Raw genomic sequence first — 22,284 nt, 5'->3', positions numbered from 1 at the left:
ACTAGCGGCCATTATCGTGGGTTACCACTATGATAAATCTATATCAAAATCTATTGAGACCTCTTTTCTTCCTATTAGACCCCGAACGGGTCCACCATATCTCACTCGCCGCTCTTTCCAAAACACCTATCGCTCGCTTTATTTCGCCTTGGACAAGCTTATTAGAATCAGATCCTATAAAGCTTTGGGGTATCACTTTCCCAAATCGCATAGGCCTAGCCGCTGGATTTGATAAGAATGCTGAAGCGCTACCTGCTTGGCCCAAGTTAGGATTTGGCCACGTCGAACTTGGGACAGTTACCTGCCAGGCACAACCGGGGAATCCCAAACCTCGCATTTTTCGGATTGCTTCACACCAAGGACTCATCAACCGGATGGGCTTCCCTAATAATGGCGCAAACGCTATCGCCACTAAACTTCAACGCTATAAACAAAATAAAACTTGGCCCTCTATTCCAGTCGGAATCAATATCGGTAAATCTAAAGTTACGGAAATCGAAGAAGCTGCTGAGGATTATCTAGAATCCTTCCAAAAGCTAAGACCTTATGCTGACTATATTGCCATTAACGTAAGCTCTCCTAACACACCGGGATTGCGAAGCCTTCAAGAAAAAGATCAGCTGCTTAAAATCCTTAAAATATTACAAAAAGAGAATAAGAAGGATTCCCTGCAAGACACCAAAGAAGTTCCCATACTTGTCAAAATTGCCCCAGACCTTGAAAAGCAACAGATTATGGAAGTTCTTGATTGTATTCAAGATGCTGACTGTGATGGCATCATCGCGACAAACACAACGATCGACCACTCAAAAGTAAGAGAGTCCATCAATGAAAAAGGAGGTCTTAGTGGATCGCCCGCTCGAGTAAAAAGCACTCAAGTCATTCGCTTCATATCAAGAGAAACTCAGGGAAAGCTACCAATCATTGGTGTAGGAGGCATCTTCAATCAAAGCGATGCTAGAGAAAAGCTCGACGCAGGGGCCTCTCTATTACAAGCTTACACAGGATTTATTTATGAAGGACCCACTTTTTGTAGAGTCATTTGTGAAAGATAATTGAGTTCCCTCTAACTACGCCAAATATAACATCGTTCTGGGTTGTGATAGATTTAAATCGCTTGTCCCAAGATTGGCTTAAGGAGAAGATCTTAATCACTCCACTGCCCGCGGGCACAACCTATGAACGCAATCAACAAGCTTAACAAAATTTGGCTAATCAAGACCCATTGCGCTGCTTCAAGACTAAGAACATTCGTTGGCGCAATTTGAATAACCAGGTCATAAAAGCGGGTCTCTTGCATAGTCTGTATATAACCAGACCACGCCCAGTAGGCTGTAATAAAAGGCCTAGAAATTAGTTCAAGGTAATCAGGCATATCTAGAATAGCACCTGACAGTGGCACCTGGAACCCCACCAAATAAATCGCAATCAGAGAGCCTTGTTCGGCTGTTTTAGCCCAAGCTGAGATAGCCAAACAAGTGGTTGTCATAGCAGTTGTCGCTAAAAAAAGTAAGAATGCTTGATGAGCAAAGTCACCCGGTAAATCACAAACGTGTTTAACAAATAAAGCCATCCAGCCTGCTTGTATAAGGACTAAAAAGAGAAGGTAAATCGTCTTTGAAGTGAGATAACTTATCGCTCTTACACCAGCTAATTTTTCCTTCTCCCAAATAGCCCGTTCACTCGCAATCTCACGTGCTGAGTTATTTGAACCCATCAGGGTCAACAGGACCACTTGCAAAAATGCTAAGTTCGAAACGAGTGACCCAACTTTAAATGATTGTAGTGTAAAGGCTATCTGCTCCTTGAGACGTGACAACATATCCGTCCCAATATCCATGCTCATGTTCTTAATATCCGGCAATCCATCAAGAGCGAAAATCACGACAAGCACTGGAAAAATAATCACCAAGGCAGCCTGTAAAGTCACTTGACTCATGTCCCTGAAGAACAACTTCCAGCGACGAATAAAAAGCACCAAGCATTGACTCAATAATCCAGGCAGGCGTCTTTTGGAACGAACAGGCTTAGCTATAGACTCTTGAGAATCCTTTTCTTTCGAGGACTCTCTTTCTGAAAATCCTGATGTCTCCATTCGAAAACTGTCACCATTTTCCAGCCAATGCTGTTTCCACAAGTCCGGCTCCGCCTTGTATAGAGCAGGGTAAATATCTTCAGCGCTTGGCACATCAAAATAACTCAGCAATGAATTTGGATGTCCTTGATACGCAACAAAACCCGCATACAAAACAGTTATACTATCATATAAATCAAGGTGGCGTATGCTGTGTGTCACACTCAAAACGATTCGTCGCTCCTGATCAGCCAAATACCTCATCAAGCGAACAATTTCATCCTCTGATTTGGGATCTAGTCCACTGGTTACCTCGTCACAGAGAAGCAAATCCGGACGACTTACTAATTCTAGTGCCAATCCCAAACGCCTACGCTGGCCACCAGACAACACCTTAGCTCGCCGGTCAGCTATCTGCTCAAGACCGACATCAGACAACACCTTGGCTACAGCCTCTTTAGTAGAGCCTATCCTGTCATGAAGATGTAGGCGCAGTTTAAGGGCATTGGAAACACACTCCTCTACCGTTAGATTTTCATAGAAGATACTAAATTGCGGGACATAGCCTAGTTCTGTGGGATGTAAATCCTGCTCCTCCAAATCAACCCCCTCCCAAAACACTTTGCCCTCTTGAGGTTCAAAGAGACCCACAATCGTTTTAAGCAACGTGCTCTTGCCACAACCAGAAGGTCCTACAATTGCCCCAAAATGCCCTCTCGGATAGTTAAGAGTAACTTCTCTTAAAAGGTAGGGAGCGTCTTCCTGGGGAGAGACTTTGAGACTAATGTCGTTTAGCAAGAGCATTTCAACCCGTCTTTCAAAACTAGCTTAAAGCCTGAGGGTAATTACCCACTACCATCTAGCAATCTTATTTTGCTTTCTCTAGTAATGATCGGGGTTCAGCTCTTTCATCCTGCACTTTACCGTCGTAATAAAGACGCATCACGTAGCCATAATAGCTTTTCCCACTCGATGAGGACCATTTGGTGGTTAAAGTTTCAACACCTTTGCCTTTCCAATCAGGATACTTACTGACAAAAGAAGCACTAATTTGGCCAGTTACTAATTCACCTGCTTGGTCCTTTTCATAGTAGAGCACTTGAACTTTTACCTTAGCTGGATCCAATTCTTTTCCTACAAAAGCTAGATCAAACTCTCGCGCAATATACGAAGGCTCCTCGGGCAAAGGATCTGGTATAGTTCTGACAGCCTTAATGGCTAAGACATTCGTTGTTTCAAATAACTGTTTTTCTCGCGCAAGCGTCTCACTTTCTAGGCGATTTCTCTCCTCAATTAAAGCGGCTCGCTCTTTGGCTAAAGCTAATACACCCACTGCTTTTTCATTGTCCTTCATATCGATAATTTTCATCCAGTAACTTCGGGCCTTTTCATTGTCCTTTCTAGCTTCTTCCAACATAGCTAAATTCGCCAATGTAGCAGGATACTCCGGATCCAAGGCTAGAGCATTCTTTAGTGCGGCTTCTGCTAAGGTAAAATCTCCATCATTACGAAAGAGCCTAGCTTCCTCATTAAGCTTCATGATTTTTTCTTCCGTGGGCTCGGCTTCAGCTATGGACAAACGAGACTTTGCGTCACTAGGTGCCACGACAGAATCGCCGGAGGCTACAAGCTCTACTGGAGAACTCGAAGGAATTGCTATTTCTTCAGCCAAAGCGGCCTCGACATTTTCGATTTCTACCGCCTGCTTGCGAAAATAAAAAACAAAACCTAAAGCCAAAACTTCTAAGAGAATAAATAAAGCTACTATATAAATAGCTATAGAATATGTCTTAGGTCGAAGACGCTTTATAAGCATGGGTGGATCAATCTGCAACTCACTCATTTATTATAAGTACCAAATAATAGTCCATTAGTCACCTGTCTAGTCAATATTCTTATCAATCTCCATTAGCATAAACATCTATAATGATTACTAACTGCATCTTTTAGGCAAGGGTTGATAGCTTCCAGAATTGCCCACAATTCTAAAATGCTAGTTCTAGCACTCCGCCTTAAAACTTTTTAAACAGCCTCTAGAAATCTTAGGCAAATTGTGTAAAGTTATTTATTAAGCATGAAAAAGGTCAGCATATTCCTAGGCATTTCTTTGCTTATACACCTCATCATCATGCTATTTGTTTTTTCAAATCTTGTACAGGAATTTCTTAAGGCGGTGCCCGAACCAGAGCCTGAAAAAATTAACCTCAAGCTACTTGAACCTTCACCTGAATTAAAAAAATTATTTGAAGAACAGCAAAGACTTTATGCTGACTCCAACGAATCAACCAAAACGGATGACCCCGATCCAGAGACCCTTTTCGAAGGAGCAGAGAATACGAAGGCCGCTAGCTTAAAAAAAGAAGACGGCAATAAATTCATGCCTTCTACAGAGGGCTTAGAACTCCCAGGACAACACATTGTTAACCGAGAAAAATCTAGAAAAATTGAATCTGCAGAAAGACAACTGATTGAAGCACAAAGGCAAGAAACAACTGCTCTAAACCAGCAACTTGAGAAAGAAAAACGATTCCAACGCCCCAGGCCTAAAACGACCGAGATCCTTCCTCTCAGAGATGAGGGATTATTCCGTCCCCCTAACAAGACAGACTTAAAAGATGCAACCGAAAATTCAGAAGCCTCACCAAGTCAAGTCACCTCAGTGAATCCCCAGAGAAGTCAACAGCCAAGTAGACCTGCTACCGATGCATCTATAGAAATTCGTGCTAGCAAACTCAGAGGTGCCGCGGAAGATTTCGGCAAGCCTTCATTCGCCATAAGTGCCACTAGTAAAGGGGCTTACATTACCAAAATGTTCCGAGCCATAGAATACAGGTGGAAAACCCTAATAGACCCCTATATCAGCTTACACTCAGTAGGTGCAGTTGCCATAAGCTTCGACGTGACAGCAGATGGGGTAATCACAAACATACAAGTCATTAGTGGAGATGAACATTATATGAATGCTCAGTACGCCGTTCAATCCATCCGTGAAGTGGGAGGTCAACTCCCACCTTTTCCTGAGGACATGATCCGAGAGCTTCACGAAGATCAAGGACACGCTGACTCTATTACTGTAAGAAGGCTTACTTTTAGTATTTATAGCCCCTACTAGGTCTAAGCAAATATCTCACCCTCTTTAAAGAAACGTTTTATTTCTACTGCGGCTGAATCCGGGCCATCAGAGGCATGAACGATATTTTTCATTTTATCTTGTCCAAGGTCACCTCGAATAGTTCCTTCTTCGGCCTGGGTGGAATCGGTAGGTCCTACCATTTCTCTGACCTTAGAGATCACATTCTCACCCTCTAAGGCTACTGCTATCACAGGACATGAAGACATAAAGGCTTCAATCTCCGGGAAAAACGGCTTATCTGCTACATGAGCATAATGATCCTTCAAAATGGCAGAATCTAGCTGCATCATCTTACAACCCAAAATTTTAAATCCAGCCTTCTCAAAGCGGCTAATCACTTTGCCGCAATGCTTGTTACTCACACAGTCCGGCTTCAATAAAATCAATGTCTTTTCCATATCTGGCGAAATTTACATGCTTTCATAGTGATGGAAAGAGATTTCGCCAAATTTTAAGTACCCAGAGGGCATGACTGCCTTAGGCATCCCAAAATCTACTAAACTGCTTACGATAGATTACTGCCATCATCCCGCCTAGAACGACGCAAACCAATCCAAGAGTCAGCAACATTCTTTGTGCACCAAACCACTCTAGAATTTGGCCATTCAAATTAAGCACCATAGCTAACAAAAAACAAACATGCATCCATGCCGTTTTCATGGCAAACACCCTGCCGTGTGTACGGTCCTGGACGTGTGCTTGCAAACGCGAATCAATAGGAATATTCAAAAGTGCAGAAGTACAACCAATAAGCATGCTAGCAAAAATTGCCCAAGACAGCGTTTCGACATAACTAAAACCTACAAAACCCAGCCCTAGGATCGCAAACATCAAAATAGGCAAACCTTCCAAATGGGAAAAATGATAAAATTTTCCTGCTATCACTACTCCGGAAATAAGCCCCACGCCTGTGCTACAAAGCAGCAAGACTAATGCTAACAAATCCAGATTGATTTCGGGCTTCTTAAACCCCATTTGTAACACCACATTTGCATACCAAGCAGCAAATTGCTCTAGTATACGCAACTCCATTTGCCCAACCGTATACTCCAAAACAAAAATAAAGAACAACCCAATAATGAATTGCGTTCCGCCGCTAAAGAAAAATAAAAATCTGACAATAGGATCCCCTAACACAGCTTTAATCATATCCCCAATCTGACTCCATTGAGCTTTTAAGGAAACCTTCTCCCTTAATTTCATAGACGTCTTTATCCGGCTGATCATCCATGCTGAGAAAAGAAAGCCAGCCGTAGTAATCATAAAACTCGAGCGCTCTCCAAAAACTGCCACAAAGAAGCCTGCTGCAGCCCCAAAGAGACTCGCCACAATTCCTACTACGGTCACTAGTGCATTCGCCCTAACTAACTGATTACTCTCCACCAACAAGGGAACCGCTGCTTGTCTTGCAGGTATAAACAGCCCATTCATGAGTCCCGCCACCGCTATAAGAAAAAACATCAATGGTGGAGACTTAAAGTCTAACCCCACCCAAAGCACCAGCATAGTTAAAGCGCAGACCGCCCGCACTAAATCTGTAATAAGCATGACTCTCTTTCTACAAAAACGATCCACTATTTGCCCAAGCCATGGGAACAAAAGCACGGTAGGCAGCATTCCAAAAAACAATATCCTAGAACTCTCCTTGCCGACTCCAGTAGTTACGGAATCGGCGGCAACTGTCGTGCTCATTAAGATCACAACATTGAGAATGGCAAACTGGTAGAAACGATCACCAATCGAGGCAACGATCTGGCCTACCCACAAACTAAAAAAATCCCTTTGCTTCAGAACCTCAAGAAATTCTGTTTTCTGACTCGAAGGTTTAATATCACTCATTCCAATTTTCTAGACCACTTCTAATTAACAAACATGCATTCTGTCCTCCAAATCCAAAGGAATTCTTTAGAACAACCTGAGGCACTTCCTGTAATCTCTCAGTTACAGAATTGACACGAAAGGAAAAGTCTAGATCTGAGTCACCCTCATGAAAGTTTAAAGTCTTAGGGATTACATTCTCCTCAAACATAAGAACTGTTCCTATCGTCTCGACCACGCCTGCAGCCATAGACAAATGCCCAAACAAAGATTTCATTGCCACTATGGGAGTATCTACTAACGCGACCCCCAAAGCACCATGCAAGGCTCTAAGCTCCATACGATCATTCGCTTTAGTAGAAGTCCCGTGAGCATTGATCCAACTTAATTCTTGTGGATGTAGCTGACTCATCTCCAAACATTTCTTGATACAATGCTTGGCCTGTTCACCATTCGGTCGAGGATCCGTAAGACGAAAAGCGTCTGTATTTGAAGACCAACCTACTACTTCTCCCAAGACCTTCACATTCCTAGCTATCGCCTGACTAAGACTTTCTAAAACAATAAATCCTGCTCCCTCACCTACGACAAAGCCGTTGCGCTTTTTATCAAAGGGCCGGCTGGCCTTAGAAGGTTCCTCATTCCAGGCTGCAGCAAGTGCTCCTAATTTTTCATAGCCTGCCATCCCCAAGGGATTAGCCCGAGCATCTGCTCCACCCACCAAGATCATATTTAACTCACCATTCAATATTCTATCACACGCTTGACCGATAGCTTGTGTAGATGCCGCGCAAGCTGACAGACAGCTAGAAGCTCGGCCACCTAGGCCAAGTGTCTCTTTTAATGTTTTTAATCCTTCGCCGTAAGAAATAGACCCTACTTGCCCCGACTCAACACTTTGCTGACTGGGCCAACGCCAACCAATAGCCCCGATCAAAGCACAGCTCTTTATCTCTTCTTTTTCTATCTCAGCATTGGCTATGGCCTCAGAAGCAGCTAAATGCGCCATCCTATTAACTTTATCCTCGGTAGCCACTCCTTCTGTTTCCTCAGCAGGAACCATAGCAGCCACTTGAGATTTAAAGTCAGACAAAGCCTCATCCTCAATTTTGCGAATACAAGACTTGCCCTCCACGAGACCCTTTCGAAGCGCCTGCACTCCCTGACCAAAGCCGGTGACGGCTCCAAGACCAGTAATGACAATTCTTTTCTCAGCGGAATTTGAAATCATGATTTGCGACTTACCACAAAGTCTACCACTTCTCTTACTGACATAGTTGATGGATGTCTCGAGCTACTCTGAAATAACTCACCATCGGGGATTTCAAGACCAAAGACTTTTTCCAATCGAAAAGTTAGATCAAGGTAATCTATAGATTCTGCACCTAATTCCAATCCAAGCTTAGATTCTAGCTTCACATTTTCCTGAGGAATTTGTAAAGCTTCAGCCACCTCCCTGGTGACTCCTTCAATGATTTCAGATTCTTTCATTCAGACTATTTAGAAGCATTTTCATCAACCGAAACCAAACGCTTTCTATAATTTCACCGTAGAGCTTACATACCTAACCCACCATCTACACGCACAATTTGCCCAGTAATGTAGGCAGCTTCATCGCTAGATAAAAAAGCGACAAGCCCAGCGACTTCATTTAGTTGCCCCATACGACCAAGTGGTATCCTTTTTTCCAAATTCACTTTATGTGACTCATCCAAGCCTTCAGTCATTTTACTTTCAAGAAAGCCTGGAGCTACCGCATTCACACGAATTGCCTTCCCCGCTACTTCCTTAGCTAAGGCTCTAGTAAATGATTCTACGCCTCCCTTACTAGCGGCATAAAGAGATTGCCCATTTTCTGGGCGCCATGCTGCAAGTGATGAAATATTAATAATGACACCGGAACGTGCTGGCAGCATAGCCTTAATTACCGCACGCGAACATTTGATCACACTCTCTAGATTTATCTCAAAGAGCCTTCGCAACTCTTGATCTTTTTCGGCAGCGAGTAAACAATTTCTACTTACTCCTGCATTATTAACCCAAATATCTATACGACGATGCCGCTTCAAGGTCTCATCTATACACTGATCTATAGAAGCTGGATTAGTTACATCCATTTCACACTCCACTACTACCGCCCCTAAACTAGTATAGCATTGTGCTAGCTTGCTCCCTAGCTCTCCCTTATATCCTGTGATATACACTACCTTATCATTTAGCAAACCCATCAAGAATCTCCTCTATCGCCTTAGTAAGCACTATTTCTTTTGCCTCTGCATCACCCAGCAAAAAATGATTCAGCTCAATATACTCTTTTCTTCCTCTTGCTTCGGCGCGTCCTCTATGTTCAAGAAGTAAAACTGAAGCACTTCTAGGCTCAACAAGAACCTCACCACACAACATCATTTCAGTCCTTCCGGACATAATCTCACGAACACCTTGACGCATAGCCTCCCAACCGCCCTCTGCGGTAGTATGCGACACTCCCTGTGAATTTGTCTCGATGGCTAAAGCAGCAGTAGCAATATTGGGAATACATTTTAGTATCCATAGCGGATGTAAATCTTTTACACATGCTGCTATACCTCCCATTTCCCCACCATAAGAAACCTCTTCTGGCCAACGACTAGAAGGCACAGAAAGGGAGACTCCACGCTCCTCGACATGATCTTCCATATCGATGCCTGCTAGACTAAAACACCCTGCACCCGCCTCTAGCAACAACTTACCGGCATCATCGAGTGCCTTGAGAATCTTCCGATCTCTAACAAGCCCTTTCAATCTTCTATGCTTATCACTCCCATACGCTATTACCGCACTCGTGATGACTAATTCCATGCGACAAAACTTTACGCACAAGCATGACAATTGAAAAGCATGCGTCAAAAAAACGGCCTGAGAAATGAATCTCAGGCCGATATGAGCTTATTACAAAAATAAACTTACAGAGAATCTTTGAACGCTTGACCTGGCTTGAACTTGATAGTCTTTGATGCCTTGATCTTAATTTCTTCGCCTGTCTTAGGATTTACGCCTTTACGAGCCTTGCGGTTCGAAATTTCAAATGAACCAAAACCAACAAGCTGCACTTTTTTGCTCTTTTTGACGCCAGCCTTGATACTATCAAGAACTGCAGTCAGAGCTCTTTCAGCTGCCGCCTTGCTAGTTTCTTTTCCAAGTTCTTTTTGAATCTTTTCTACGAGTTCTGCACGATTCATCATAATATTTTCATTACTCCTTATGGATTGGTTAGTTATTCACAAAATACCAACATCTATATTGTGAATAACTCAATAGATACAAGAGTTTAACCATTGGTCAACCCTAATTTATAAAATCTACCTCCTCTAAGTCCTCTTAAACAGTTGACTTTGAGAGTCCATACTTTATTAGCCCTTTAAAATTCGAATCTCTTTAGCCTCGCAACTCTTATAGCCTTTCCTAGAAAGGGAAAACGCCAGACAACAATATGAAATATTAAGCTGCAGTAGTATAGATTTAATGTGAATAACTTTTATTCTTCTAGAGAATTTTCTACCTTGGACTAGGAATAGTTAACATCTTTACCTGGCTCCATTTCGAAATTCATTCCGGTAATAGAAGCCGTGTATCGATCCAATACTTTGTGTTTAAATGTAATATAAATTGGACTTTCCAAAGCTATAGATCTCTTGGACATATTTTCGAATTCCATGCTCAAAAAGAAATCATGTCCATCTTTCCCTTTCTCTATGCGCTTCCCGCAAAAAAGGTTCACGACTTCTGGTATCTTCAAAAGACGAATCCTAGCCTCGATCATTAATTCCTCGGCAGCCTCATTGAGATCTTCGCCTTTGAGCTTAATCAATTGCAAGTGATGAACCATATATTTACCAGAGAGAGATCCGTGCTGATCTCAACAATCCGTAGGTAAACTAGCCTTTTTATTTCTTTTTTCTCAAGAATTTTATTGCCTATACGAAATTTAATAACGATATTCGAGTCAAATATGACTACAGGCGTCGATGATTTTGTGAACAAAACCAAAGAGCTAACCAGAGGAATTTTTAAGCCAGATTCCGATAGCTCCAACACACCTAATGCAACAACTATGAGCACAACAGGAAATTCATTACTTTCGAAATCAAGCAAATCCTCTTCCAAATCATCAGGTGCTTACCTCTCTGAGGATGTAGAACTTAAGGGGACACTTTATTTTAGCTCACGCACGGAAATCAATGGTCGTATCGAAGGCGATATAGTCGCTGAAGGACCACTTATCATTGGAGATTCAGCCATTATCAAAGCATCTATCACGGCCGCTGCAACCGTCGAAGTGCGAGGAAAAGTTCAAGGGAATATTGCAGCGCAAGATCGCGTCGATGTAACGGGTGAAGCGCAGCTTTATGGAGACATCCAGGCCCCCCAAATTTCTATTAGTGACAGCGTCACTTTTGTAGGACGCTCCGACACCTTGTCCGGCAAATCTCCCACTACCGATTTCTCTAAAATTTTCAGCCAACTGGATAAATCAAATGGTACTGGAACCCCCAGCAAGTCCTCTCGCAGCAATTCCTCTAGTAGCGACTAGAATTATCAAAATCTTACTTTGCACCTAAGAGCTCAGTAGTCACCACATTTCCACACTTACCAGTAGTCTCTAATTCGGTGATATTCTGCAGAGTCGTATGCGCGATTTCCCCAAGGGCCTGCTCTGTGAAAAACGCTTGATGAGCTGTTATAATTACATTGGAGAATGTTAAGAGACGGGCAAAGACATCGTCTTGAAGAACGGCTCCCGAAAGATCCTCAAAAAACAAGTCGCCTTCCTCCTCATAGACATCGAGACCAAGATAGCCCAGTTTCCCAGACTTCAGAGAACGAATCACAGATGGAGTGTCAATCAATCCTCCCCTACTGGTGTTGATCAGCATGGCTCCTGTTTTAATCTGAGCAAGGCTTTCTTCGTTTATGATATGGTGAGTGCCCGGGTTAAGCGGACAATGCAAAGAAATAATATCTGACTGGGCCATCAGCTCTTCGAAGCTGACATAAGTGCCACCCTTTTTTACCACCTCTTTATTTGGGTAAAGGTCATAGGCTAAAATTTTACAGTCGAAGCCTGCCAATATCTTTACAACCGCTAAACCTATCTTACCAGTCCCAACAACTCCAACTGTTCGCGTCGATAAATCAAAACCGAGCAGGCCAGCTAAAGAAAAATTACTTTCTCGAACCCTTGCATGAGCTCTCGTAATGCGCCTGTTCAAACAGAGGATTAATGCGAGTGTATGTTCAGCCACCGCCTGTGGCGAGTAGGCGGGAACACGGACAACCATTATGTTATGCCGCTGCGCCGCAGCAAGATCTATATGATTAAAACCAGCACAACGCAATGCAATGATGCGAGTCCCAGCCTCGGAAAGCCTCTCCAGCATATCTGCGGTCAACACATCATTAACAAACAGACATAACGCTGGATACCCACTGGCCAAAGATAGTGTCTCAATAGTTAATCTCGGCTCCAAAAATTTTATCTCATGACCAAAAGCCTCATTAGCCTTCGCCAAGAATTCCTCATCATAACTTTTAGTGCTGAATACTGCTATCTTCATAGATAAGAAGGTTAGGTCTTTCTGAGTGGATCACCAAACCTAGATTTGCTCCCTGCCAATTTTAGATCGATGATGTCATAGAATTCGAACGAGATGCGAGTGATAATATCTAACTTATCTATAGCATGATTTCTTGCATTGATCTCAACCATTGGCTTTTTTTATCCATATGGGCCATAAATGAGTAAAAAAATAAACCAATACCGTTATTTGCAGTTATTGACACATTATTTCTAAACTTTCTTAACCTTTTACTTAAATATGATTCATGATGTTCCACAAACTATTCGTCAACTTGGCACAAGCTCTGCTAAGTACGCGAGCCAAGTCACCAGGTGATTAGTACATCCTGGATTAAAAAACTAAAGTTAAAACCAACAAGGAAATGTAAATGAGTAAATGGATAAAAAATACACTATTTGCCTTCGCACTGGTTCTAGGAATTTCCATGATTATGGACCCTAGCGTTGCTATGGCAGATGATTATAAGGCTGATTACGACGCACTTGTCGCTGAACAAGGTGATTACACGTATGCCTTTGACTTCTTTACCACAAGTATGCTGTGGACATGTATAGCAGCCGCTTTGGTATTCATCATGCACCTCGGCTTCGCCTCGCTAGAAAGTGGCCTATGCCAATCAAAGAATACAGTTAACATTCTTTTTAAGAATGTTTTCATTATCTCCATGGGCGTTGTTAGTTATGCTGTATGGGGGTTCATGAGCCATTACCCAGGTGATGCTTGGCTTATACCTGGATTCTTTGCTTTTGGAAGCCCTATTGGTGACCTTAATGCTGATGGTGGAGGCACCTTTGGATACGGCGGCGTTGGACTAGCTATGACTGGGTATGGAGACTTTATCTTCCAGTCTATGTTCGCAGCCACAGCAGCCACTATCGTTTCCGGTGCGGTTGCCGAGCGTATTAAACTTCTGCCCTTTATGATTTTCGCGACCATCCTCGTTGGTATTGGATACCCATTCGTTGGTTCTTGGCACTGGGGTGGTGGCTGGTTAGGGAACCTCGGCGAAAACGGCTTTAAAGATTTTGCGGGTTCTGCAGTCGTGCACGCGTTTGGAGGGTTCGCCGCTCTCGCTTGTGTAATCATCCTTGGACCACGCAAAGGCAAATACACCAAAACGGGAATCAAGCCTATTCCGGGTCATAGTATGCCTCTAGCAGCTATTGGTGTCTTCCTACTTTTCTTGGGTTGGTTTGGATTTAACGGTGGCTCTGTTCTGTCTGCAGCTCCTGGACCTTTAGGCCAAGTATTTACAACAACAACTTTAGCAGCATGTGGTGGAGCGTTATCCTCCATTGTAATTTCTTGGATCTTCCTTAAAAAACCTGACCTTTCCATGGCTCTTAACGGAATTTTAGCTGGTTTGGTAGGTATTACAGCGAATGCTGATATTTTCGGGCCAAAGATGGCAATTTTTATAGGGGTTGTTGCAGGGATCATCGTTGTCCCTTCCATCATCATTTTAGATAAGTTAAAAGTTGATGATCCCGTAGGAGCAATCTCCGTTCACGGTGTGTGTGGTATATGGGGAATTCTAGCTTGTGCTTTCCACGCTGACTATGGATTCGTCGGTCAGTTGATTGGTGTTTTAGCAGTTGCAGCGATGGCTTTTGTTTTCGCAGGAGTTGTATTCTTCATCATCAAGATTATCATGGGGGTTCGCGTGAGCGAAGAAGAAGAAACCATGGGACTCGACAAGGGCGAGCACGGACAAGAGGCTTACCCAGACTTCCAAGAGGCGGTGAAGAGCTAATTGAATTTAATAAGTCGCCAATTTAGAGTGAGTGTATAAGCTCGCTCTAACTAGAAGACAAAGAAAGGAAAATTTATGGCAGTAAAAAAACTCGAAGCAATTATCAAGCCTTTTAAGCTTGAGGAAGTAAAAGAAGCCCTAACTGAAATCGGCATTGAAGGGTTGACCGTGAGTGAGGTCAAGGGGTTTGGCCGTCAGAAAGGTCATACCGAAATCTACCGCGGTTCTGAATACACGGTAGATTTCTTACCTAAGGTAAAAATTGAGGTCGTCTTAGAAGAATCCCTAACCGAAAAGGCAGTGGAGGCTATCGTTAAGGCTGCCAAAACTGGAAAAATTGGTGATGGGAAAATCTTCATTTTGCCGGTTGAGGAAGCTATTCGCATCCGCACCGAAGAAAAAGGTGATAAAGCAGTTTAATTAAAACTCGAATTGGTTGATGATCAAGTGGCTGAAGGTTTTCCTTCAGCCACTTTTTTCATTGCCTACACATCATTGATGGTACCCCTCTACTAAGTAGATCAGCTAATAACTTTCAAATATTTATCAAATGAAAAGCTGACACTGAACCGACAGCCTCTAGATTGCTAATGAATCTTATGAAAAAAATTGAGGCTATTATTAAACCTTTTAAACTTGAAGATGTAAAAGATGCCCTAGGGGATATAGGTATAGAAGGGATGACTATTACTGAAGTTAAAGGCTTTGGGCGCCAAAAAGGCAATCTGGGCGAACAATCAGGTAATCAGCTAATCTCTTTTATACCAAAGCTCAAGATTGAAGTAGTCATCCTTGAAGAATATCTGGAGCCAGCCGTCCAGGCCATTATAGAAAGCGCCAGAACCGGTAAAATAGGCGACGGAAAAATCTTTATCTCAGAGGTGGAAGAAGTGCTTCGAATTCGCACAGAACAGCGCGGTAAGTTAGCCGTCTAAATATAGTTACACGCTCCTTGGCTTAAGTCGCTAGAACAGCAAAACTCATCAAAAAGACTTTTCGATCTTTGCATGCGTAATGGACTTCGGATGATGCCATAGAAGTTGAGCGGGAAGCTTGAGCCAGAAATAAGAGAGCCGCAGAAGAGGCACTCAATCACATCGTCTGAGCGTAGTCCTCAATAGCCAAAATGGCCAAGCGAAGGCGAAACTATCAAGCACGGAGCCCTCATCAGGATAGAGGTGGAACATAGGCCTCAATAGGTCGTCCCTCAAGGAGAACCTACGCTTCTTGGGACCAAGACCTTGCGCAATTCTTTGAGTCTCTGTAGCATCATTTGGGTTGGACATACGTTAACTAGACTTTGCAAAACTACTCAGATTTTTTCTCCTGTCATCCAAGTCTGCTAGAAAAGAATTCTTGAGGCCTTTTTCGTGTTTTGCGAAACGCAGATAATACCCAAATTTTTCTTTGTTCCTTTCAAATAGCTGCACTTCATCGTAAAGCAGCTTTTCTCTTTCTTTAAGCACTAATTTTTGGCGGCGCAGCCATACAGTTTTGCGTTTCTTGATGAGCAATCCTAGTCTATCACTAGGTAGAATATAACATAAATGAGCACGATGATTTAGTGGAATGAAGCGCCCCCTCCCTGTCACAATCGGAAATGCCCAAACTAAATAATTATCTTTCTCTAAGTCCTTATTAAGCTGATTTCTCAACTGACTGGGAAGACTTTTGGGGAGTTTGCTCGATAACTTTGGAACCTGGTTGATACTTGTTAGTTTGAAGAAGATAAAACGCAAGCTAACCATGCAATAGCGAAATAAAGCCAGCCCTTTCCAACAAAAAAGAGAAAAGAATAAAACCACCAGACATAAAGCAAAAACTGGAGTAAAATAAGTCACAGCTAGCCCTGTAAGCACCAGCCCATCTTCTAATAAACTTATTGCAGAATTTGAGACAGGCTCTGGCGAGGTATTAACCAACAACCTGGAGGCGGATTTCGTGAGATGTGCGGTTAATGCTGTAGAACCACAGAGCAACCCTATTAAGACCATAAAGACTGGATCTATCTTACCAAGCATGCTGACGCCCAAAAGAGCACCTCCAAGAGGCCTTATCGCCGTATGCACGACATCCCATACAGAATCGAACCAAGGCACCTTATCTGCTACAAACTCAATCAAATACAAGATACCTGATGCAATTAAGATAGTAGGATGCCCTAAAACAGATAGTGACTCCATGCTTTGATGGAGCTGGATAATATTAAAGTAAAGTGAAGCGCTGATGACAAATGTCGTTAGGTACAAATTAACCCCGGCTAGTGCTGCAATGCCCAGGGCTGAGGCAATGAGATTGAAATGCTCCACAGTTATTTATCCTATAGGCCATCAACCAAAATACCAGGCTTCTCAGGCCAAGATTTTTTAATCCTCTAAGTTTGGATAAAAAAACTAAGCTTCTGCTTGAACGCCTTCTAAACGTTGAACAAATTCCTCGGCTAATGCTCGATAATTTCTGGAGCCTATACCCCATTGATCATACTTTGTGATAGGCTCCCCAAAACTAGGTGCCTCGCTAATCCTAACCGATCTAGGAATGACTGTTTCGAATACCATGTTCCCCAGATATTCTCTTACATCAGCAACAACCTGCTGACTGATACGTGTGCGCGCGTCGTACATAGTCATAATGACCCCACAAATGCTAAGCGATGGATTTAAGGCTTCCATTTTGGAAACAAGATCCATGATTTTGGTGACACCCTCCATCGCATAAAATTCACATTGAACTGGTATAATCAACCCATCCGCCGCTACTAAAGCACTCGTCATGAGAATGCCGACCGACGGCGGGCAGTCGATGATTGCATAATCATAACTTTCATTAGATCGCATAGGCTCTAATGTCTCCTTGACTCGATGAATAGGGCTTTCTAGTGCAGCCAATTCAATCTCCACTCCAGCCAGATCAATCTCTGAGGTAATAATATCTAAATCAGCATAAGGAGTACGTTGGATTTGATCCTCAATGGCCTTTTCACTAATCAATACAGGGTACAAACTCATACCCTGTTGAGCCTCCATTCCCAGACCACTTGTTGTATTTGCTTGCGGATCCAGATCAATTAACAGAACTCTTTTTCCCAATTCTGTCAGAGCCGCAGAGAGATTAACTGCCGTTGTGGTTTTACCCACTCCTCCTTTTTGATTTACGATTGCAAAAATTTTCATTTTATTTTTTACCGTAGAAACATAAAGATCTATAATATCGCTTTTCACAGGCTAAAGCTGCAGATCGAATCCATGAGTTCATAACGCTCTTCATTTATCTTTTTAAAATAGGGGTGTTAAAATTGATAAGCAATGCTAGTCGAAAACCCCAAGGATTGGAGCAACCAAGTGCTTGAGCGTTGTGAATTGAAAGCAAATCTTCACCAGCCTGTAATTCCAAATTTGAGAACTCTTTTGCTAAAAAGTCTATAGGCGTATTTCTTTGTGAGGGCTCTAGGGCACCTGGAGCTAATCGTTGGGCTATTCCAATAGATACTCTCATTACTTTACGCGATAAAATCTCTTCTTCCATCCAAGTGCGCTTTGCACCTCCGCGGTGAAAAACCATAGTCTATAAATCATAGTTTATCGCTATCCCGAGGCAATTCTAATGTAAACATGAGACAGATTTATTTCTCTCCCTCTAATTTCTTGGTATACGAGAATTATTTGCTAGTTCTAGAAGGCAATGGGAGAGGATAAGGCAAGTGAAGACCGCGGGCTTGAAGTTCGAACCTACTTTGTCCGAAAACGTAATGCGCTCCTAGCCCGCGCAAATTTTGAAAAGCTCTACGTAGATTATTATCTTCACCTTGCCGATAACAGCCTGCGCTATGAAGCAAAACACGACCAGATATTCAAGGAAGCTTTAGCAGCTATGTGTTTGCATTCGGCATCCCGACCTCAGATAGAGGTCTCTGCTTGGACTCTCAATTTCCAAGATCCTTTAATCAATATTTTTGTCACAGGTGACAATCAGCAAAATCTCGTTATCGGTCAGATATTCACTAAAGACGTAAAGCCAGGCAAAGAAAATCTTTTCTACTCTGAAGTAGTTAGAGGAGACAATGCAGTGCAACGCAGCGTAACAGCATTTGAGGGGCAATTGCCTTTCAGAGCAGCAGAACACTTTTATTATCAAAGCGAACAGCGACACGCTCGTTTCTTTGAATATGATGATGAAGATTTCGTCCTCATTTCCGCTCAACCTGACTGTGATACAGAGTGGCTAATGGGCTTGGACAAGGAAGCAATCCGAGTGTTAGACCAAAATGAAGAGCTTAGTTTGTTGGAAAAACGCTATTTTAGGTGGTTCTGCGGCTGTAACCAAGACAATATGATGAAGTTACTTGTTCCAACTATGAAAGCGAACCCAGAATCTTTATTTGAAGGGGAAGAAACAATCCATATTCACTGCCCGCGATGCGGTGCTAAGTTTACGATTTCACGTGAAATGTTAGAGGCCTTCATGGCGGAAAAAGACTCAGATTAAGCGACGCTCTAAATCCCTGTAAGCTCATAGCTTTGCAATGCAAGCTTAAGATCTACTTCTGGTCTGAGGTGAATAGTTTGCCATCCCTGCTGCATTGCTCCTAAAACATTCTCCTCTCGATCATCAATCAATAGTGTTTCAAACCGATCTGCACCCATTTCAGCAATGGTTTGCTCATAAATTTTAGCATCAGGTTTTGCTAAGCTCATTCGGCATGAATAAAAGCGCTGCCGAAAAATGGAAAAGAATTCATAATCTCGTTCGAAATGTTGAATATGCGCCTCCGAGGTATTAGAGAGAACCGCCATAGGGTAATATTGAGCTAGTTGCCTCGCATATTGAATATGATCCTCAAGCGGCGTAAAAATATCACACCAATAACCTTCCAAATCTTCCAAGGAGCCATGAAAATGAAACATCTCCTTCATGGAACTAAAGAATTCTTCCGAAGATATTTGCCCTAATTCATATTGATCTATAATACCCACCCTTTCTTTGTGAATTGCTTCATTAATCCCAAAGGCAACCTCTTCAATCTGCTCCAGTGATAAATCTGAGTTCTCAGAAACCTTTTTAAGTGTGACAGAAAAATCAAAGTGAAGCAAAGTTCGCCCTATATCAAAAATAATCGTTGAAATCTTCATATCGCTTTTCGATCCTGCAGCGCATGTGCAAGCGTTAGAGCATTTGCAAACTCTAGCGATCCTCCAACACTTAGCCCCGTGGCTAGGCGCGTAACTTTAACATCCATCTTCTTAAGCTTATCTGCTATGTAGATTGAAGTCGTTTCTCCCTTAACATCCGTGTTCAAACCAATAATGACTTCCTTTACAGAGTCTCGCTCTACTCTGCTTAAGAACTTGGGAATTTTCAACTCATCGGGACCTATGCCGTCAAGCGGTGAAAGTACACCACCCAAGACATGATACTTACCATCAAAACTTTTACTTCGCTCGAATGCCAGCACATCTGTAGCACTTTCTACCAAACAAATTAATCTCCCATTCCGTTTCTCATCTCGACAAATTTCACATATTCCCGCTTCAGTAAAAAAGCCGCACTCGGGGCAGCGCTGTATTTTTTCTAAGGCCTCAAGAATCGTCCGACTAATTTCACGTCCGATATGTGGATCTTCTTGGATCAGAAATAAGGCTAGGCGCTCCGCACTTCTAGGGCCTATGGAAGGCAATGCTCGCAGAGCACCTACCAACTGTTTTATGGAAAGAGGATAATCCACCTGAAGTCTAGAAGCCCATCCCAGGAGGCAATTGCATGCCCGCAGTAAGCTTCTTCATCTGAGCCTCTTGATCTTTTACAGCCATTTCAGAGGATTCTCTATAAGCTGTAAGAATGAAATCCTGAAGCATCTCCGCATCACCTTCCTTTAATATTTCAGGATCAATTACTACATCACGTAAATGGCTTTTTCCATCTACAACGACTTTTATGGCACCTCCTCCAGCACTAGCTTCAAATCGTTTATTTGCGAGCTCATTTTCCATCTTCTGGGCCTCAGCCTGCATTTTTTGAGCTTGCTTCATTAGTTTCATAGGGTTCATAGCTTTTCTCCAATTCTATTAGGTTTAAGGTGCATGTAAAATTTTCTAAGATGAATTTCGCACTTCTACTATGCGTGCATCAAAGGCTTCCATGGCTTGCTTAATCAAAGGATCATTAAGGAACTCTTCTTTTGTCACCGATGGAGCTTCTCTGGGTGCAGACCTCGCATCGCTAGGCACTGCTTGCTCCGCTACTTCTGAAATTTCCTCTTGGCGCTCTATAAAATCAATCACTAACTTAGTGCCGACACCGAGTTCTTGCTCAATCGCTTTTTCGATCGACTTAAATTTGGGGGATTTAAGAAATGCGTCGTAAAGCATCTTCCCAGAGGTCATCCTCACTACATAATTGGGTTCCTCATACTCCTTATAAGTGCAGGTTTCCAAATAGCGCCTGAAAGAAATATCTTTCTTGATCATCCGTTCAGACACTTTATGCAGCACCGTTTCTGCTTTAGGGGCACTTGCGGGTAGTATGTGAGCCGTTTCCTTCTTCCCAGAAGTTAAGACTTGAGGAGTCACTTCGGCTTGACTGCTCGGTGGAGGTTGAGGCACGGATGGAGGCGCTACTGCTTTAGTAGATAGCTCCTTATTCGGGCTTCCGCTTGTAATATGACGAATAACTTCCTCCAAAGATATTTTCTGTTTTTGCTGGGCCAAACGCAAGATAGCCATCTCAAATGCCACATCCTTAACTAATACAAAGCGAAGTTTTTCCTCCAACGTCATTAATTCATCTATATAAGCCAAAAGAAGCTCTTGGCTTGGCTTAGTGCTCACACCTTGGTAATGCTCGAACTCAGTGACATCTAGCTGAGCTTCCGCTTCCTGGGGAGTTAGAAGGAAAAGTAGAAAGTTCCGGAAATAGTATAGCAGCTCTTTAGTAAGCCTCTCGGTATCTTTGCCCGTTGCAGCGAGTCTACGCACCTGTATTAACGCAGAAGCAGAATCTGCAGCTAATACATTTTTGGCTAGCTCCCATACTTCAGACGGCCCACTTAGACCAAAAACTTCTAGAACATCACTCTCCTTAATTTCTTTACCGCAGAAACTAATGAGCTGCTCCAGTGCCGATTCCGCATCTCTTAGTCCACCTTCAGCATTACGGGCCAAAACCTTAAGCGCCGAGGATTCAATAGTAATTCCCTCTTGTTCGCAAATATAGCGCAAATGCCCTGCAATATCCTCAGCAGATATGCGCTTAAGGTCGAACCGTTGACAACGCGACAATATAGTGGCCGGCAACTTATGCACTTCCGTGGTAGCAAAGATAAATTTAACATGAGCAGGGGGTTCTTCTAATGTCTTTAAAAGCGCGTTAAACGCAGCAGTAGAAAGCATGTGAACTTCGTCGATGACATAGAGTTTAAATTTACCTCGTGTCGGTGCATATTGGACATTGTCTCGTAAATCACGCACCTGCTCCACTCCATTGTTGGAAGCTCCGTCAATTTCTAAGACGTCCATGCAACGTCCTTCTGCTATCTCCAGACAAACCTCATCTTGAGGATCAAAGTCAGATTGAGGACCATTCTGGCAATTAAGCGCCTTTGCCAGAATTCTAGCTGTCGAAGTTTTACCAATTCCCCTCGGGCCTACAAATAAAAAGGCATGCGGAATACGTCCAGTTGCAATGGCATTTTTCAAAGTCCGAATGACATGCTGCTGCCCAACAACCTCATCAAAGCTTTGGGGGCGGTATTTTCTAGCCAGGACTTGATAACTCACAGCAAAAAACATAACGTCCACCCCAGCAAAGGGAATTTCTTTTTTTAAATTATCAGGGAATGCAGTGGCCGCATCCAACGTCCTATGGTATATACAAATAAACAATGTTACAGAAA

Annotated in this window: 25 protein-coding genes; 7 read left to right on the top strand and 18 right to left on the bottom strand. The window is 42.8% G+C overall.

Going from position 1 to position 22,284, the window contains the following annotated elements; all coding sequences use genetic code 11:
- The first annotated feature begins 29 nt into the window (after positions 1-29).
- Positions 30-1,055, top strand: a complete 1,026-nt coding sequence (locus AAGA18_04935) for a quinone-dependent dihydroorotate dehydrogenase (protein MEM9444680.1) — start codon at positions 30-32, stop codon at positions 1,053-1,055.
- 92 nt (positions 1,056-1,147) lie between these two features.
- Here the strand turns inward: AAGA18_04935 and AAGA18_04930 are convergent, their stop codons facing one another.
- Positions 1,148-2,878, bottom strand: a complete 1,731-nt coding sequence (locus AAGA18_04930) for an ATP-binding cassette domain-containing protein (GenBank protein MEM9444679.1) — start codon at positions 2,876-2,878, stop codon at positions 1,148-1,150.
- A 64-nt stretch (positions 2,879-2,942) separates the two neighbouring features.
- On the bottom strand, positions 2,943-3,917 hold the full coding sequence (locus AAGA18_04925) for a hypothetical protein (protein MEM9444678.1): 975 nt from the start codon (positions 3,915-3,917) through the stop codon (positions 2,943-2,945).
- A gap of 231 nt (positions 3,918-4,148) precedes the next feature.
- On the opposite strand from AAGA18_04925, the gene AAGA18_04920 reads away from it, so the two are divergent.
- The gene (locus AAGA18_04920) at positions 4,149-5,186 is read left to right on the top strand and encodes a hypothetical protein (GenBank protein ID MEM9444677.1); all 1,038 of its coding nucleotides are present in this window, start codon (positions 4,149-4,151) and stop codon (positions 5,184-5,186) included.
- A gap of 2 nt (positions 5,187-5,188) precedes the next feature.
- Here the strand turns inward: AAGA18_04920 and ndk are convergent, their stop codons facing one another.
- The 8 genes from ndk to AAGA18_04880 form a co-directional block, all read right to left on the bottom strand.
- Positions 5,189-5,605: a nucleoside-diphosphate kinase gene (gene ndk, locus AAGA18_04915; protein MEM9444676.1), complete on the bottom strand. Its 417-nt coding sequence runs from the start codon at positions 5,603-5,605 to the stop codon at positions 5,189-5,191.
- A gap of 79 nt (positions 5,606-5,684) precedes the next feature.
- Entirely contained in the window at positions 5,685-7,046 is a 1,362-nt protein-coding gene (locus tag AAGA18_04910) for an MFS transporter (GenBank protein MEM9444675.1), read from the bottom strand.
- Positions 7,039-8,256, bottom strand: coding sequence for a beta-ketoacyl-[acyl-carrier-protein] synthase family protein (locus AAGA18_04905; GenBank protein MEM9444674.1), 1,218 nt, complete (start codon positions 8,254-8,256; stop codon positions 7,039-7,041). The genes AAGA18_04910 and AAGA18_04905 overlap by 8 nt, the downstream gene beginning before the upstream one ends.
- Positions 8,253-8,516, bottom strand: a complete 264-nt coding sequence (locus tag AAGA18_04900; protein ID MEM9444673.1) for a phosphopantetheine-binding protein — start codon at positions 8,514-8,516, stop codon at positions 8,253-8,255. The genes AAGA18_04905 and AAGA18_04900 overlap by 4 nt, the downstream gene beginning before the upstream one ends.
- A gap of 65 nt (positions 8,517-8,581) precedes the next feature.
- On the bottom strand, positions 8,582-9,253 hold the full coding sequence (locus tag AAGA18_04895) for an SDR family oxidoreductase (protein MEM9444672.1): 672 nt from the start codon (positions 9,251-9,253) through the stop codon (positions 8,582-8,584).
- Positions 9,237-9,863: a beta-ketoacyl synthase N-terminal-like domain-containing protein gene (locus tag AAGA18_04890; GenBank protein ID MEM9444671.1), complete on the bottom strand. Its 627-nt coding sequence runs from the start codon at positions 9,861-9,863 to the stop codon at positions 9,237-9,239. The genes AAGA18_04895 and AAGA18_04890 overlap by 17 nt, the downstream gene beginning before the upstream one ends.
- A gap of 104 nt (positions 9,864-9,967) precedes the next feature.
- A complete protein-coding gene (locus AAGA18_04885; GenBank protein ID MEM9444670.1) occupies positions 9,968-10,243 on the bottom strand; it encodes an HU family DNA-binding protein in 276 nt (91 codons plus the stop codon).
- A 326-nt stretch (positions 10,244-10,569) separates the two neighbouring features.
- Positions 10,570-10,890, bottom strand: coding sequence for a Dabb family protein (locus tag AAGA18_04880; protein MEM9444669.1), 321 nt, complete (start codon positions 10,888-10,890; stop codon positions 10,570-10,572).
- A 123-nt stretch (positions 10,891-11,013) separates the two neighbouring features.
- On the opposite strand from AAGA18_04880, the gene AAGA18_04875 reads away from it, so the two are divergent.
- A complete protein-coding gene (locus AAGA18_04875; protein MEM9444668.1) occupies positions 11,014-11,595 on the top strand; it encodes a polymer-forming cytoskeletal protein in 582 nt (193 codons plus the stop codon).
- A 13-nt stretch (positions 11,596-11,608) separates the two neighbouring features.
- Here the strand turns inward: AAGA18_04875 and AAGA18_04870 are convergent, their stop codons facing one another.
- Positions 11,609-12,619 (bottom strand): 2-hydroxyacid dehydrogenase, encoded by a 1,011-nt coding sequence (locus AAGA18_04870; GenBank protein MEM9444667.1) that lies wholly within the window; start codon positions 12,617-12,619, stop codon positions 11,609-11,611.
- Between the two features lie 391 nt (positions 12,620-13,010).
- On the opposite strand from AAGA18_04870, the gene AAGA18_04865 reads away from it, so the two are divergent.
- From AAGA18_04865 to AAGA18_04855, 3 genes are all read left to right on the top strand, one after another.
- Positions 13,011-14,396, top strand: a complete 1,386-nt coding sequence (locus AAGA18_04865) for an ammonium transporter (protein ID MEM9444666.1) — start codon at positions 13,011-13,013, stop codon at positions 14,394-14,396.
- Positions 14,397-14,471: 75 nt separating this feature from the next.
- Positions 14,472-14,816 (top strand): P-II family nitrogen regulator, encoded by a 345-nt coding sequence (locus AAGA18_04860; GenBank protein ID MEM9444665.1) that lies wholly within the window; start codon positions 14,472-14,474, stop codon positions 14,814-14,816.
- A gap of 179 nt (positions 14,817-14,995) precedes the next feature.
- Positions 14,996-15,331 (top strand): P-II family nitrogen regulator, encoded by a 336-nt coding sequence (locus AAGA18_04855; protein ID MEM9444664.1) that lies wholly within the window; start codon positions 14,996-14,998, stop codon positions 15,329-15,331.
- A 354-nt stretch (positions 15,332-15,685) separates the two neighbouring features.
- On the opposite strand, the gene AAGA18_04850 is transcribed toward AAGA18_04855, so the two are convergent.
- The 3 genes from AAGA18_04850 to AAGA18_04840 all read right to left on the bottom strand — a co-directional run bounded on the left by AAGA18_04850 (position 15,686) and on the right by AAGA18_04840 (position 17,957).
- Positions 15,686-16,705: a DUF4126 domain-containing protein gene (locus tag AAGA18_04850; protein MEM9444663.1), complete on the bottom strand. Its 1,020-nt coding sequence runs from the start codon at positions 16,703-16,705 to the stop codon at positions 15,686-15,688.
- A gap of 84 nt (positions 16,706-16,789) precedes the next feature.
- Positions 16,790-17,569, bottom strand: coding sequence for a ParA family protein (locus tag AAGA18_04845; protein ID MEM9444662.1), 780 nt, complete (start codon positions 17,567-17,569; stop codon positions 16,790-16,792).
- Positions 17,570-17,663: 94 nt separating this feature from the next.
- Complete coding sequence (locus tag AAGA18_04840; GenBank protein MEM9444661.1) at positions 17,664-17,957, bottom strand: hypothetical protein; 294 nt, start codon at positions 17,955-17,957, stop codon at positions 17,664-17,666.
- Positions 17,958-18,077: 120 nt separating this feature from the next.
- On the opposite strand from AAGA18_04840, the gene AAGA18_04835 reads away from it, so the two are divergent.
- A complete protein-coding gene (locus AAGA18_04835; GenBank protein MEM9444660.1) occupies positions 18,078-18,881 on the top strand; it encodes an Hsp33 family molecular chaperone HslO in 804 nt (267 codons plus the stop codon).
- Positions 18,882-18,889: 8 nt separating this feature from the next.
- On the opposite strand, the gene AAGA18_04830 is transcribed toward AAGA18_04835, so the two are convergent.
- Genes AAGA18_04830 through dnaX form a run of 4 tightly spaced genes read right to left on the bottom strand, consistent with a single transcriptional unit; the run spans position 18,890 to position 22,246 of the window.
- Positions 18,890-19,525, bottom strand: coding sequence for an HAD-IA family hydrolase (locus tag AAGA18_04830; protein ID MEM9444659.1), 636 nt, complete (start codon positions 19,523-19,525; stop codon positions 18,890-18,892).
- A complete protein-coding gene (gene recR / locus AAGA18_04825; GenBank protein MEM9444658.1) occupies positions 19,522-20,118 on the bottom strand; it encodes a recombination mediator RecR in 597 nt (198 codons plus the stop codon). The genes AAGA18_04830 and recR overlap by 4 nt, the downstream gene beginning before the upstream one ends.
- A 7-nt stretch (positions 20,119-20,125) precedes the next feature.
- Positions 20,126-20,440 carry a YbaB/EbfC family nucleoid-associated protein gene (locus AAGA18_04820; protein ID MEM9444657.1) on the bottom strand — a complete coding sequence of 105 codons (315 nt, stop codon included), beginning with the start codon at positions 20,438-20,440 and terminating at the stop codon, positions 20,126-20,128.
- A gap of 45 nt (positions 20,441-20,485) precedes the next feature.
- A complete protein-coding gene (gene dnaX, locus AAGA18_04815) occupies positions 20,486-22,246 on the bottom strand; it encodes a DNA polymerase III subunit gamma/tau (GenBank protein ID MEM9444656.1) in 1,761 nt (586 codons plus the stop codon).
- Positions 22,247-22,284: the final 38 nt, after the last annotated feature.

It is taken from the genome of Verrucomicrobiota bacterium, from assembly GCA_039192515.1.
Taxonomy (GTDB): Bacteria; Verrucomicrobiota; Verrucomicrobiia; order Methylacidiphilales; family JBCCWR01; genus JBCCWR01.
The sequence above is the reverse complement of the archived record's forward strand: the minus strand, read 5'-3'. Positions and strand labels throughout refer to the sequence as shown.

What these genes read in the sequence shown, in the direction of transcription:
- AAGA18_04890 (MEM9444671.1), bottom strand. Translation starts at nt 9,863, where the DNA reads ATGGAATTAGTCATCACGAGTGCGGTAATAGCGTATGGGAGTGATAAG.
- AAGA18_04875 (MEM9444668.1), top strand. Translation starts at nt 11,014, where the DNA reads ATGACTACAGGCGTCGATGATTTTGTGAACAAAACCAAAGAGCTAACC.
- AAGA18_04835 (MEM9444660.1), top strand. Translation starts at nt 18,078, where the DNA reads ATGGGAGAGGATAAGGCAAGTGAAGACCGCGGGCTTGAAGTTCGAACC.
- AAGA18_04905 (MEM9444674.1), bottom strand. Translation starts at nt 8,256, where the DNA reads ATGATTTCAAATTCCGCTGAGAAAAGAATTGTCATTACTGGTCTTGGA.
- AAGA18_04930 (MEM9444679.1), bottom strand. Translation starts at nt 2,878, where the DNA reads ATGCTCTTGCTAAACGACATTAGTCTCAAAGTCTCTCCCCAGGAAGAC.
- AAGA18_04895 (MEM9444672.1), bottom strand. Translation starts at nt 9,253, where the DNA reads ATGGGTTTGCTAAATGATAAGGTAGTGTATATCACAGGATATAAGGGA.
- AAGA18_04920 (MEM9444677.1), top strand. Translation starts at nt 4,149, where the DNA reads ATGAAAAAGGTCAGCATATTCCTAGGCATTTCTTTGCTTATACACCTC.
- AAGA18_04855 (MEM9444664.1), top strand. Translation starts at nt 14,996, where the DNA reads ATGAAAAAAATTGAGGCTATTATTAAACCTTTTAAACTTGAAGATGTA.
- AAGA18_04910 (MEM9444675.1), bottom strand. Translation starts at nt 7,046, where the DNA reads ATGAGTGATATTAAACCTTCGAGTCAGAAAACAGAATTTCTTGAGGTT.
- AAGA18_04865 (MEM9444666.1), top strand. Translation starts at nt 13,011, where the DNA reads ATGAGTAAATGGATAAAAAATACACTATTTGCCTTCGCACTGGTTCTA.
- AAGA18_04880 (MEM9444669.1), bottom strand. Translation starts at nt 10,890, where the DNA reads ATGGTTCATCACTTGCAATTGATTAAGCTCAAAGGCGAAGATCTCAAT.
- AAGA18_04820 (MEM9444657.1), bottom strand. Translation starts at nt 20,440, where the DNA reads ATGAACCCTATGAAACTAATGAAGCAAGCTCAAAAAATGCAGGCTGAG.
- ndk (MEM9444676.1), bottom strand. Translation starts at nt 5,605, where the DNA reads ATGGAAAAGACATTGATTTTATTGAAGCCGGACTGTGTGAGTAACAAG.
- AAGA18_04925 (MEM9444678.1), bottom strand. Translation starts at nt 3,917, where the DNA reads ATGAGTGAGTTGCAGATTGATCCACCCATGCTTATAAAGCGTCTTCGA.
- AAGA18_04885 (MEM9444670.1), bottom strand. Translation starts at nt 10,243, where the DNA reads ATGAATCGTGCAGAACTCGTAGAAAAGATTCAAAAAGAACTTGGAAAA.
- AAGA18_04870 (MEM9444667.1), bottom strand. Translation starts at nt 12,619, where the DNA reads ATGAAGATAGCAGTATTCAGCACTAAAAGTTATGATGAGGAATTCTTG.
- AAGA18_04840 (MEM9444661.1), bottom strand. Translation starts at nt 17,957, where the DNA reads ATGGTTTTTCACCGCGGAGGTGCAAAGCGCACTTGGATGGAAGAAGAG.
- AAGA18_04830 (MEM9444659.1), bottom strand. Translation starts at nt 19,525, where the DNA reads ATGAAGATTTCAACGATTATTTTTGATATAGGGCGAACTTTGCTTCAC.
- AAGA18_04860 (MEM9444665.1), top strand. Translation starts at nt 14,472, where the DNA reads ATGGCAGTAAAAAAACTCGAAGCAATTATCAAGCCTTTTAAGCTTGAG.
- AAGA18_04845 (MEM9444662.1), bottom strand. Translation starts at nt 17,569, where the DNA reads ATGAAAATTTTTGCAATCGTAAATCAAAAAGGAGGAGTGGGTAAAACC.
- AAGA18_04900 (MEM9444673.1), bottom strand. Translation starts at nt 8,516, where the DNA reads ATGAAAGAATCTGAAATCATTGAAGGAGTCACCAGGGAGGTGGCTGAA.
- AAGA18_04935 (MEM9444680.1), top strand. Translation starts at nt 30, where the DNA reads ATGATAAATCTATATCAAAATCTATTGAGACCTCTTTTCTTCCTATTA.